General features: G+C 67.3%; 13 protein-coding genes. 2 read left to right on the top strand and 11 right to left on the bottom strand.

Annotation, left to right across the window (positions count from 1 at the left end):
- The first annotated feature begins 170 nt into the window (after positions 1 to 170).
- Positions 171 to 1157 carry a prolyl aminopeptidase gene (pip, locus tag ACIHA7_RS21195; RefSeq protein ID WP_397292052.1) on the top strand — a complete coding sequence of 329 codons (987 nt, stop codon included), beginning with the start codon at positions 171 to 173 and terminating at the stop codon, positions 1155 to 1157.
- Between the two features lie 11 nt (positions 1158 to 1168).
- Here pip and ACIHA7_RS21190 read toward each other — a convergent pair whose 3' ends face one another.
- Genes ACIHA7_RS21190 through ACIHA7_RS21140 form a run of 11 tightly spaced genes read right to left on the bottom strand, consistent with a single transcriptional unit; the run spans position 1169 to position 10962 of the window.
- Positions 1169 to 1780 (bottom strand): TetR/AcrR family transcriptional regulator, encoded by a 612-nt coding sequence (locus tag ACIHA7_RS21190; protein WP_397292048.1) that lies wholly within the window; start codon positions 1778 to 1780, stop codon positions 1169 to 1171.
- Positions 1777 to 2451: a TetR/AcrR family transcriptional regulator gene (locus ACIHA7_RS21185; RefSeq protein WP_397292043.1), complete on the bottom strand. Its 675-nt coding sequence runs from the start codon at positions 2449 to 2451 to the stop codon at positions 1777 to 1779. Before ACIHA7_RS21185 ends, ACIHA7_RS21190 begins: the two co-directional genes overlap by 4 nt.
- Positions 2452 to 2496: 45 nt before the next feature.
- Positions 2497 to 3087, bottom strand: a complete 591-nt coding sequence (locus tag ACIHA7_RS21180; protein ID WP_397292039.1) for a hypothetical protein — start codon at positions 3085 to 3087, stop codon at positions 2497 to 2499.
- 15 nt (positions 3088 to 3102) lie between these two features.
- Positions 3103 to 4047: an MlaD family protein gene (locus ACIHA7_RS21175; RefSeq protein ID WP_397292036.1), complete on the bottom strand. Its 945-nt coding sequence runs from the start codon at positions 4045 to 4047 to the stop codon at positions 3103 to 3105.
- Positions 4044 to 5063, bottom strand: coding sequence for an MlaD family protein (locus ACIHA7_RS21170; RefSeq protein ID WP_397292034.1), 1020 nt, complete (start codon positions 5061 to 5063; stop codon positions 4044 to 4046). Before ACIHA7_RS21170 ends, ACIHA7_RS21175 begins: the two co-directional genes overlap by 4 nt.
- Positions 5060 to 6109 carry an MCE family protein gene (locus tag ACIHA7_RS21165; RefSeq protein ID WP_397292031.1) on the bottom strand — a complete coding sequence of 350 codons (1050 nt, stop codon included), beginning with the start codon at positions 6107 to 6109 and terminating at the stop codon, positions 5060 to 5062. Before ACIHA7_RS21165 ends, ACIHA7_RS21170 begins: the two co-directional genes overlap by 4 nt.
- A complete protein-coding gene (locus ACIHA7_RS21160) occupies positions 6109 to 7155 on the bottom strand; it encodes an MlaD family protein (RefSeq protein WP_397292029.1) in 1047 nt (348 codons plus the stop codon). Before ACIHA7_RS21160 ends, ACIHA7_RS21165 begins: the two co-directional genes overlap by 1 nt.
- Entirely contained in the window at positions 7152 to 8159 is a 1008-nt protein-coding gene (locus ACIHA7_RS21155) for an MlaD family protein (protein WP_397292027.1), read from the bottom strand. Before ACIHA7_RS21155 ends, ACIHA7_RS21160 begins: the two co-directional genes overlap by 4 nt.
- On the bottom strand, positions 8156 to 9184 hold the full coding sequence (locus ACIHA7_RS21150; protein ID WP_397292025.1) for an MlaD family protein: 1029 nt from the start codon (positions 9182 to 9184) through the stop codon (positions 8156 to 8158). Before ACIHA7_RS21150 ends, ACIHA7_RS21155 begins: the two co-directional genes overlap by 4 nt.
- Before the next feature lie 3 nt (positions 9185 to 9187).
- Positions 9188 to 10057 carry an MlaE family ABC transporter permease gene (locus tag ACIHA7_RS21145; protein WP_397292023.1) on the bottom strand — a complete coding sequence of 290 codons (870 nt, stop codon included), beginning with the start codon at positions 10055 to 10057 and terminating at the stop codon, positions 9188 to 9190.
- Positions 10057 to 10962 carry an MlaE family ABC transporter permease gene (locus tag ACIHA7_RS21140; protein ID WP_397293115.1) on the bottom strand — a complete coding sequence of 302 codons (906 nt, stop codon included), beginning with the start codon at positions 10960 to 10962 and terminating at the stop codon, positions 10057 to 10059. Before ACIHA7_RS21140 ends, ACIHA7_RS21145 begins: the two co-directional genes overlap by 1 nt.
- A gap of 126 nt (positions 10963 to 11088) precedes the next feature.
- On the opposite strand from ACIHA7_RS21140, the gene ACIHA7_RS21135 reads away from it, so the two are divergent.
- The gene (locus ACIHA7_RS21135) at positions 11089 to 12000 is read left to right on the top strand and encodes a 2-hydroxyacid dehydrogenase (RefSeq protein WP_397292021.1); all 912 of its coding nucleotides are present in this window, start codon (positions 11089 to 11091) and stop codon (positions 11998 to 12000) included.
- The last annotated feature ends 103 nt before the right edge of the window (positions 12001 to 12103 follow it).

The raw sequence follows: 12103 nt of genomic DNA, 5'->3' as shown, positions 1-12103 counted from the left end.
TCCCGAGAGCCGGTGCAGGTCACCAACCACAGCCAGACGATCGCGCTGGACCTGAGCGCCGCGTGACCGACGGCTGAGGTAGGCCGGTACTCATTTGGTCATGGTCGGCTCGGGATGGCTACGCTCGGAGGGCATCGGCGTGGGGCCGGTCGTCGAGGAGGGGTTCAGCGATGAGTTCGAGTCAGCCGGGACATGTTGCGGCGCAGCCGTTTCCTGAGATCGAGCCGTACGCGCACGGACTGCTGGAAGTCGGGGACGGGAACCGGATCTACTGGGAGACCAGCGGTAACCACGACGGTAAGCCTGCCTTGGTGGTGCACGGCGGGCCGGGGAGCGGGGGCCGGCGCGGTTCACGGAAGAACTTCGATCCGGCGATCTATCGCACCGTGCTGTTCGATCAGCGCGGCTGTGGTGAGAGTCTGCCGCATGCCTCGGATCCGGCGGTCGACATGGCGCACAACACAACCGAACACCTGATCGCCGATATGGAGAGGCTGCGGGAACACCTCGGCATCGAGAAGTGGCTGCTGTACGGCGGTTCCTGGGGATCGACGCTGATTCTCGCCTACGCCGAACGGTTTCCCGAGCGGGTCTCCGAGATCGTTCTGGTGGGGGTGACGATGACTCGGCCGGAAGAGACGGAATGGCTCTATCGCGGTGTCGCCCGCTTCCTGCCTGGTCCGTGGGAAGCGTTCCGCGACGCGCTGCCGGAATCCGAGCGCGACGGCAATCTCGTTGCCGCATACAGCCGTTTGATGAACAACCCCGATCCGGCGGTACGCGCGGCGGCGGCGCGCAACTGGTGTGCCTGGGAGGACGCCGTCATCGCGCACGAAACTCTCGGCAGCCCAGGCCAATACAGCGACAAACCCGACGCGGCGCTACTCGCCTTCGTCCGGATCTGCACACACTACTTCGCCAACGACGCCTGGTTGCCGGATGGACAGCTACTCGCCGACGCACACAAACTCGCGGGCATCCCCGGCGTACTGATCCACGGTCGGCTCGATCTCGGCAGCCCCTTGCAGACCGCCTGGCAGTTGGCGCAGGCCTGGCCCGACGCCGAACTGCACGTCATCGACGAGTCCGGCCACACCGGCAGCCCCGCGATGGTGACGACGATCCTCGAAGCCATCGCCCGTTTCGGCCGCCGCTGAACCGGCGCACGTCAGGGTTCGAGCACCGCCCGGACGAACGCGACGAGGTCGTTGCGGACCCGTTCCTGGTCCAGCCCGTCGGCACCGGCCCGAATCGCGGACAACAAGGCGGACAACAGAATCGACAGCAGGATCTCTCCGGTCAAGCGCGGATCGAGGTCCGGGTCCAGATACCCGAGCGTCATCCCCTTCTTGAGCCGGGAGGTGGCCTCGTCGCCGTAGACGGTCAGGTTCCGGATCGATCGCTCGGTCACCTGATCATCGATCGAGGTCGCCTCGAACAGAATGAAGGACACCAAACCCGGCTCGTCCGCGACCAACTCGTAGCAATGGTCGACGACGCGACCGAACAGCGCACAGAATTCGTCGAGGGTCTGCGGGCGCTGCCCGGTCACCGCCCGGCCGAAGACCCGTTCGCGGATCAACGCGAAGTAGTGGTCGATGACGGCGTCGAGCACATCACGTTTGTTGGTGAAGTAGTTGTAGAAGGTGCCGTGACTCACGCCGGCCCTGGCGACGATGTCGGCGACGACGACGTTGCGATACCCCTTGTCGACGAACAGCTCGTACGCGGCGAAGACGAGTTCGGCGCGGCGTTTGGCGCTGCGGTCGGCGGCATTCACCGAGCCGACCCGTCCGCGACGGGAGCACGCGGCCGCAAGGCCTTTTCGAGCACGGTGAGCACACCGGCGGTGGCCCGTTCCCGCGCCTGTGGCGTGTTGTCGCCGCGCATCTCCTGCAACACTCCGGGCACCACCAGGGTGAGTGTAGTGTGCGCGGTCACCTCGACGTCGATGTCGGCCCGGATCCAGCCCGCCGCGACACCACGCCGAAGTTCTTGCGCCACAAAGGTACTGACGAGCAGCTCCAGACCGAGCAGTCGGTCGCTGAGCTCCTTGTCGATGGCGCTTGCCTCGACGAGCACCAGGCGAACGAAGTTCGGGTCGTGTTCGAGCATCGCGTACAACCGCGCGATGGCCGACCGGACACCGGCGAGCATCTCCCCGGTCGATGTCGGACGGCTCAGCAGGGTGTGCGGTTGCAGCACATCGACGAGCTTCTCGACGCCGAAATCGACCACGTGGTCCAGGATTTCGCGTTTACTCGCGAAGTACCGGTACACCGTGCCCTGCCCGATACCGGCATGCGCGGCCACATCGGAGATCGCGGTCGCCTCGTACCCGCGTTCGGCGAACACGGCGTAGGCCGACTCGATGATCTGCTGTCTGCGCCGTTCCGGCAGACCGGCGAGCGGCGGCCTGCCGCGGCGGGCCGCGCGCGACTGGTCCGGCACAGCACCCCCTCTCGACGGAACCGGGACAAATAGCGCGTCAGCTTATCAACGCCCCGGCGCCTCACCCTTCGGACCGTAGTCCACCACCTGCCAGTCGCCGCCGTTCTTGGCCACGGTCACCACCAGCAGGTTGGGCACGGTGGCCGGTGTCGGCTGCTGGATGTTCTGCGTCTTCTGGGTGGCGAGCACCGTCACCGAGTACTGGTCGTTGCCCTGGGTGTCCACCGTGGTGCCCAGCACCTGCCCGGTGGCGACCACCTGCGCCTCGGTCATGATCTTGGCCAGCGTGTCGTGCACCTCGTCGTAGCGCTTGCGTAGCGCGTCGGAGGTGCCGCGCTGTACGCCGTCGAAGAACGCGGGCAGGTTCTTGTGGTCGTAGGTGAGCGAGCGCAGCGTGTAGTCCTCGGCGACCTCGGCGGCCTTGGCGCGGTCCGCATTCTGCTGGCGTAGCGCGCTGAGATCGTCGGCGGCCGACTGCCAGGACAGGCCGAGCACGACGGCGAGCACCGTGAGCAGTACCGCCAGGCCGCCGAGCAGATAGCCGATACTGTTGCGCCGCGGCGAATTCGATGTCTCGCTCGGCGGCGCGGCTGTCACGTCGGTGCCGGCTTCGGCCGCGGGATCGGGCGTGGTCATGATGGCCTCAACTCTCTACTTCGGAATGTCGAGCGTGATTCGGGCGGTACCGTGCTCCGGGAAGGTCGCCGACAGCAGGTGGATGATCGAGCCAGCGTCCACCCGAACGGGTTTCAGCACACTCGTGGACGGCCGCAACGCGGTGGCGATGTGCGCCAGGTCCGGTCCCAGCACGGTGAGGTACTGGTCGATCTTGCGCACCAGCGGCCCGAGCGGTTCGTCCCAGACATGTTCGCCCGCATAGGAATAGCCGCGGAACGCCTCGATCAGGTGCACCACCTCGGGCAGCAGGTCGGTGAAATCGTCGGCCCAGCCGCCGATCACCGGCCCGTAACCGTCGAAGTTCTGGGCGAGATCCTGCCCGTTCAGGTACAGCCGGGTGATGGCCTCGCGCTTGTCGTGCAGTAGCTGCGCCGTCATGGTCAGCGTCCGGGTGAGGTTGGCGATCTCGCGCTCCCGGCCCGCGTAACCCTGCGACAGAATGGCGGCGAGCTGTTCGATCTTCACCGGATCGATCTGCGCGTTCAGCACGTCCAGCTTGGCCAGCGCCTCGCTGACCGTCGTCGCGATACGCACCTGATGGGCCGGCACGACGCTGCCGTCGGTGAGGTACGGGCCCGCCGTGCCGGTCGGGCGGAAGTCCATGAACTGCTCGCCCGCCGCCGACAGATTGCTGACGTGCACCTCGCTGCCGAGCGGCACCCGATACTTCGCGTCCAGCTCGATCCGCACCGCGAGCCCGGTGCCGGTGGCGGTGATGGCGCGCACCTTGCCGATCCGCATACCGCGCAGGTCGACCTGGGAGGTCTCCATCAGACCACCGGACGAATCCATCAGCACGGTCACGGTATTCGTGCTGCGGCGCGGATCGATGTCGAGCACCCCGACGGCCAGGTACGCCGCGCACACCACGGTCAGCACGAGCAGCAGCACCAGCGAGACCGGACCGGAGAGCTTCATCGGACCATTCCTATCGACCGGAGCACCTGGATCATCTCGTCCGAGCGGGCCGCGGCGTCGGCGGCGACCGCCTCGGGCGTCACCCGCTGCACCCGAATGTTGGGCGGCGCACTGAAGAACGGGATCAGCTTGTCGCGCAACAACCGGTTCATCGCGGCGACGTTCATCGGCACCGTGGTGTCGGCGCTGCCGATGGTGCGGGCCGCGGGTGCCAGGATGCCGATGATGTCGTGCAGGTCGCCGCGCAGCGGGAGCGCGAGATCGCCCACGTACGTGGCCAATTCGCCGCCGTCGATGATCAACTGGACCAGGCCGAACAGCACCTCCGACAGGCCGGCGGCGCGGCCGGGCCCGAGGGTGAGCGTGCGGTCGACATTATTCTTGTTCGCCTCGAGTGTCGTCGTCACGCTGGCGGCGGCGGCCAGGATGCGGTCGAGTTCGCCGGTGTGCGTGGCGAGGTCGTGCAGCGCGTTGCGGCCGCCGGCCAGGATGCGGGACAGATCCGCCGGGTCGGTCGGGAAGGCGGCGTTGACGCCGGCGACGAGCTCCTGCATCTCACCGAAGCGGCCGCCGGTGACGATGTTCGACATCGCTCGCAGGATGTCCTCCACATTGGCGGCGGGCACCGTGCGGCTGCGCGGGATGACATCACCGTTCACCAGGAACGGTGGACCGGCGTTCGCCGGTGCCTGCAACGCGATGTGGATGTCACCGAGGATGGTGCTCTGCCGCAGTTCCGCGGTGGTCGACTTGGGCAGTCGCACATCGGCTTTCAAATCCACCGTGGCGACCGCGGTATCCCCGACGAGCTCGATCCGGTCGAGCATGCCCACCTCGACGCCCTCGGCGATGATCTTGGCCCGGTCCGGCAGGTTGAGCACCGAGCCGAATTCGATCCGGATCGCGAAGGTGTCGCCCGCCAGATACGTGCCGGGGATAGGTACGTCGGTCGCGCGCACGCCACAGCCGGTCAGCACCAGGACCACCGCGGCGAGCGCCGGAATCAGCCGTTTCATGGCGCCCCCAGCGAGCCGAGGATGACCCGGACCAGACCGGGTTGACTGCCGTCGGCCGACTCGTAGTGCGGCGGACGGTAATTCACCCGCACCGCACCGGCGGCCGGGTCGTACACCTGGGCCAGCCGACCGGCCAGCGGCGGCAGCTGCACCAGCAGATCGACGATGCTGCCCGCCAGCACCGCATAGCGATGCACCTCCGGCACGATCCGATCCAGGAATTCGAAGGACTGCTGGTCGTACTTGCCGACATTGCGGGCGAGCACCGGCAGGAACTCGAGCGCCAGATCCACCGCCCTGGACAGTTCCGCGGAGAAGCCGTGGACCAAGGCGATGCCGTTGTTCAGGTTGCCCAGCAGCGCTTGCATATCCGGCCAGTTGGTGATGAACATCGTGGTGAGCAGGTCGAGATTGTCGACGAGCTTGCGGATCACCACGTCGCGGTCGGCCGGATCGCCGATCACCTGGGACAGCCGCTGGAGCAGCGAATTCCACTGTGGGCCAGTGCCGTCGAGGGTACGGACCGCGCCGGTGAGGGTGTCGTCGAGCAGCGTGTCCGATGGTGCGCCCGGTGTCGGTGACCGCTGCGCGCCGAGCAGATCGCCGGACAGCTTGCCGAGCGCGTCCAACGCCTCGCTGATGCCGACCGGCGTCTTGGTGCGTGCCAACGGAACACAGCGCGCGGTATCGAATGTCGGGCCGCCGGTGTAGGTCTTGGTCAGCTCGACGCGCCGGTCGGTGACGATCGAGCTCGACATGGTGACCGCCTCGACGTCGGCGGGCAACGTCAGCTTGCCGTCGATCGTCATGGTCACGCGCATCCGGTCGCCGAGTGCTTCGATGCGGGAGACGGTGCCGACCTCCACGCCGAGCATCGTGACGCTGTTGCCCTCGTAAAGCCCGACGGTGTTGGTGAATTCGGCACACACACGCTGCTCGGCGGGCTGTACCCGATCCAGCCAGGACGCTCCGCTCACGCCGACCACCACCGCGACGGTGACCAGCATCGCGCCGACGACCACGCCCGCTCGTATCCACGCACGCATCAGCAAGCCCTCCCCTCGAACGGAATGCACAGTGCCGGACCGCGTATCACGCTGGCGGACTGGTCGATGGTCACACCGTCCACGCCGAGCATCGCGGAGATCTTGCCGATGAAGTCCTTGATCCCCGCGATGACCGTGTCGAGCCGGCCGGGATCCTGCACGAGTTTGTTGAACAGCTGCTCGAACTCGGCGACCGACGGCTCGATCGAGTCGCCGTAGGCCATGACCGGCCGGTGCAGCACCGCGAAGAACCGCTTCAACAGTTCGAAGACCTGCACGACCTCGCCCCTGCGCTGCCCGAGCACCACGGCGACGCCACCGAGTTCGCGCACGAAGTCGGCCAGCACCGCCCGGTCGGTCGCGATCGCGCCGATGTATTCGTCGGACACCCGCACCGCGGAGTCCAGCTGGGTCGACCGCTCGGCCAGCACGCCGGTCAGGTCGTTGAAGTTGCCGATGATCGAGCGCACCGCGTCGGGCTGACCGGCCAGCGCCGCGTTCACCTCGGCAATGGTGCTGCGCAGGGTGGTTCCGTCGACCTGGCTGAGCACCGGAGTGGCGACGTCGATGATGTCGGTCAGTTCGAACGGGGTGGTGGTCCGTTCCGGTGGAATGTGCTTGCCACCCAGCGCTCGCTCCCCCTGCGGAGCGAGCGAGAGGTAGTGTCCGCCGATCGGCGTCAGCATCTTCACCGCCACCGACGAGGCGTCACCGACCCGGACCTCGCGGTCCACGCCGAAGCGCACCTCCACGTGGTCGCCGACCAGCTCCACCGAGCGGACCTGGCCCACCTTGATGCCCGCGATCCGCACCTCGTCGCCGGTGCGGGCGCCGCCCGAGTTACGGAAGTCCGCCGTATAGGACTGCTCACCGAAGGGCACCACGTACAGCACCGCGGCGGCGAGCAGACCGAGCACGCTCACCAGCACACCGGCTATCCCCCACCGCATCTGCGACCAGGATTCCGACTTCTCCGCGCGTAACTGTTTCACCTCGCCGAACAGCCGCCACGGCAGCCCGATGAGTTGCCTTGCCACACCGATCATTTGCACACCACCAGCTTCTGATTGCCGAGTACGACATCGCCGATGCCAGGCAGCCCGAGCTCGCCCCCGGCGCAGGAGTACGTCTTCGCGGTGCCGCCGACGGGAATGTTCTGGTTCAGCCCGGCGATCAACGACGGCACCAGCGACAGGATTTCGACCAGCTGATCGGTCTGCGGCAGCAACCTGCGCAGCAGTCCGTCCAACGGCGGGTAACTGTCGTCGTAGGCTCCTTGCAGCTCCTCGAGCAGCGGAATGAGCGGCACCAGAGTGCGATTCGCCTGCTCGACGGCGTGCACGATCATCGCGGTCCGGCTGCCGAACTGGTTGAGCACGCCGTTCAACTGTTTGACGAGATCGCCTACCGCCGCGGACTTTCCGCCGATCGAGCGGGAGATCGCGCCGAGGTTGTTGATCAACAGCACCACCACCGCCTCGCTGCTCTTGGCGTGCTTGGTGAGCCGGTCGAGATCGGCCAGCGCGGGCCCGATGCCGCTGCCATCGCCCTGCAGCACCCGCAGAATGTTCGTGCCGAACTGGTTGAGCTGTGCGGTGTCCAGCGTGTCGAACAGCGGCTTGAAGCCGTTGAACAGGGTGGACACATCGAAACTCGGGATGGTGCGCTGCACCGGGATAGTGCCACCCGGCGCGAGGCGCACGCCGCCCGATTTCGCGGTCAACACCTCGAGGTAGCGCTGTCCGATCAGATCCTGGTAGCGCACAGCGGCTTCGGTGTTGTCGTAGAGCGGGCGCTTGCGGTCCACGGTGAACCGGACGCGGGCGTGCGCGCCGTCCAATTCGACGCTGTCGACCTTTCCGACGGCCACGCCCGACATGCGCACCACGTCCCCGGCGTACAACCCCGAGACATCGGTGAAGACAGCGTCGTAGGAGACCTTGTCGTCGGGCACCGGCGTATTCAGCGCGGCCACGATGAATGCCGAGCACACCGCGACGATCGCGACGAAAACGCCGAGCTTCACCGCAGCGGCGGTCACACTGTTCATCGCGGTACCCCGATTATCGAGTCGGCCAGGTAGGGCATGTTTTTCACGATCACCTCGAGCTGCAGCTGCACCCGGCCGTCGACCACCGGGAACGCGCTGTCGATCCGGGCGAGCAAGGCGGGCAGCCGGTGGTACGCGGGCGCGACCGTGCCGATCGACGCGCTGATCGGCACGACCAGATCCAGGACGCCGCCGAGGGTGACGGCCAGGTCCGGGTTGTTCCTGCGCAGCAGATCGGTGACCGGTAGCAGCAGCTCGGTGTCCAGGCCGGACAGCGATTGCTTGGTCCGCTCGCGGTTTTCGAGGCTGCCGAAGTATTCGCTGCTGTCGAGCACCCCGAGGATCACCTCGACCACCGGTGACGTGGTCTGCGCGACGCCCGCGCCGACGTCGGCGCCGATATCCAGGTAATGCCCCAGCGGGGCACGCTGGTTCATGGCCAGCACCCGGGCGGTGGCGAAGAACGACCGCACCGCAGGACCCATCGACGCGGTGTTGTCCAGCAGCAGATCGAACAGCGCGCGCACCGTGTCGGAGTCGAGCACCTGGGTCAGGCGCGCCGCCCGGCGGAACACGCTCGACACCGTCGCGTTGGACGCGTTGGCGCCGATGAACAGCGTGGTGTTCTCCGGCAGCCGCCCGCCCTTGCCGGTGTTCACCAACTCGATTGCGCTGGAACCGAAGATATTCGACGAGGTGAACCGCGCCGACACATCATCGGTCAACGCACCGGCCTGGTGCCGATTCAGCGCCAGCTCGATGCGCTGGTGCCCGTAGTCGACGGTGCGCACCGTGCGCACCGTGCCGATCGCGAAGCCGCGGAACTTCACCTCCGCGCCCGGCGCGAGCCCCTCACCGAGGGTGGCCGCATCGATGGTGAGGGTGAACCGGTCCGCGAATTTTCCCTGGGCGTACTGCGTGGTGACCACCGCGACCACCAGGATGACGGCGGCGACGACCAGCCCACGGAGCCGCAGCATCCACCGCCCGGCGGCCCGGCCGGAAAGATCAACGAATATCGGCATCAGTCACCCCGAAATCTTGATTCCGACATCGAGCCCCCAGAAGACGATCGTCATGATCATGTCCGCGACCACCACCAGCACCAGGCTCGCGCGGATCGCCCGGCCGGAGGCCCGCCCGACGCCCTCCGGCCCGCCGGTCGCGTAAAACCCTTGATAGCCGTGGATCAGGATGATCATCACCACGAACACCGTCGCCTTGATCAGCGAGGCGACCACGTCGCCGGGCTGCAGGAAGGCGTCGAAGTAGTGGTAGTAGGTGCCCGAGGACTGGCCGTGCAGCACATTCACCACCACCGCGCAGGAGAGGTAGCTGAGGATCAGCGTCAGCAGGTACAGCGGGACGATCGTGATCATGCCCGCGATCACCCTGGTGCTCACCACGAACGGAATCGGCCGGATACCAATGGCTTCCAGTGCGTCGATCTCCTCGGAGATGCGCATCGCGCCGATCTCGGCGGTCATCCGGCAGCCCGCCTGGGCCGCGAATCCGATCGCGGCCACCATCGGCGCCATCTCCCTGGTGTTGGCGTAGGCGGAGACGAAGCCGGTGAGCGGCCCCATGCCGACCATGTTCAGTGCGGTGAAACCCTCCACGCCGATCGAGCCGCCGACCGCGACGCCGAGGAAGACCAGCACCGCCACCGTGCCGCCGCCGACGATGATGTTGCCGCTGCCCCAGGTGATGTCGGTGAGCGTCACCATGGTCTGGCGCCGGTACGCGCGCAAGGTATGCGGTATCGCGGCGAGCACCTGAACCACGAAAGTCAGCTGGTGGCCCAAGGATTCGAACAGCGTCAGCGGTACGCGCGTACCGCGCTCGACAAGGCGACCTGCGCGGCCGAACGGCCGATACTGGGCCGGGATTTCCGTCATCAGCCCACCTTCTGCGGCAGGAACATCGAAACCAGCTGCGTGATCACGAGATTCACGCCGAACGCGGCGATCACCCCGATCACCACCGCGGCGTTGACCGCGTTGGCGACACCCTTGGGCCCGTGCGTCGCTTCGAGCCCGCGCTGGCAGGCGACGATCAGCACGATCACGCCGAAGATGACCGACTTGCCGATCGCCACCGCGAGATCGGCCATGGTCGCGAAGGCCGCGAAGGAGGATAGATAGCTGCCCGGCGTCACCCCTTGGAACCCGACCGCCACCACATATCCGGTGAACACGCCCATGAAGATGACCAGCAGGCACAGTAGCGGCGTCAGCACGATCATGGCCGCCAGCCGCGGGGCGACCAGCCGCCGCACCGGGTCGATGCCCATGGTGCGCAACGCGTCTACTTCCTCGCGGATCGTGCGTGCTCCCAGGTCCGACGCGATGGCCGATCCGGCCGCGCCGCCGAGCAGCAGCGCGGTCACCATCGGCGCGCCCTGCCGGATGACGCCGAGCCCGCCCGCCGCGCCCGCCACCGAGGTCGCGCCCACCTGCTGAGTCAGGCTGCCGACCTGCACCGAGACGATCACGCCGAACGGAATCGCCACCAGCACTGCGGGAATCGCGGTGACGCTGACGATGAACCAGCCCTGCTGCAGCGTGTCCCGCCAGGGATGTCGCAGCCCGAGGATGTCGCCGACGAGATAGCTGAACGCGGCGACGGCGAGCTGGAGGGTCCGGCCGAAGGTCCGCAGACTCGTCAGAACCAGCTCGAATCCCCACCGCACCAGTGGCTCGGACACCCGAGCGACCCTGTCGACCACCACTACCTCGATTCCGCCGGCTCCACCCCCGACCGGGCTCAATTTAGCCGACTGATATGTCACTCTGCGGCAAATCGGCCCGATTCGACCAACTGACCCAGACAGTACAGGCCTCAGCGGACTATTGCGCTTCCGCACCGCGGTGTACCGGAAAAAGTCCAGCCGGCTGCGCGCCCGGCCGGGACCGCTAACCTGGCCAGCATGGCGGTCATTGTTCTGGTGCCGGACGACTACGGCTTCGAGGTTCTGTCCGGAATCGACGACATCCAGCCGTTGCGCTACGAAGCGGGCGAGCCGCTGCCCGACGGCGCCGAACACGCGGAAGTGCTGGTGCCCAAGTTCCTTTCCCGCGCCGACACCGTCGACCTGACCCGGCTGCCCAAGCTGCGACTGGTGCAGATGATGACCGCGGGCGCCGAGGGCTGGATCAGCCGGTTACCCGACGGCGTGCGCCTGTCCACCGGACGCGGTGCGCACGGCGGCAGCTCGGCCGAGTGGGTGATGGCCGCGCTGCTGCACATCTACCGCGAGCTCGGCGGCTTCGCCGACGCGCAGCGCGCCCAGCAGTGGACCTTCCATCAGACCGGAACATTGGCAGGCAAGCGGATTCTGGTGGTCGGCGCCGGCGATCTCGCCGCCGAGCTCGTCCGCAGGCTCGACGGCTTCGACACCGAGGTGACCCTGGTCGGCACCCGGGCCCGCGACGGGGTGCACAGCGTCGACGAACTACCCGCGCTGCTCCCCGGAAAAGACGTCGTCGTCCTGACTGTCCCGGTCACCACGCGCACCACCGGTATGGTCGACGCCGCCTTCCTCGCCGCGATGGACGACAACGCCATTCTCGTCAACATCGCCCGCGGGCCGATCGTCCGGACCGATGCCCTACTGGCCGAGCTGCGATCAGGCCGGCTCCGCGCGGCACTGGACGTCACCGACCCCGAGCCACTGCCACCGGGCCACCCCCTCTGGACCGCCCCGAACCTCCTGCTCACCCCGCACGTCGGCGGGAACAGCACCGGCAGCTACGAACGCGGCTACGCGGTGGTCCGCGCGGAGATCCTCCGCTTCGTGGCCGGTGCAGAGCCACGGAACCTGGTGCGCGGGGAGTATTGAGCACGCACCCCGCCGAATCCCTTGCCGCAAGGATCTTTACGTAACCGGTAAGAGTCCGCTCGACAACCCGTTGACGCGTGCCCAGGGCAGGCGTACGGTCGCT

Origin of the sequence: Nocardia sp. NPDC052316, from assembly GCF_044547795.1 — a bacterium.
In the GTDB taxonomy this organism is placed as follows: Bacteria; Actinomycetota; Actinomycetes; order Mycobacteriales; family Mycobacteriaceae; genus Nocardia.
This window is presented reverse-complemented; position numbering and strand designations above follow the sequence as displayed.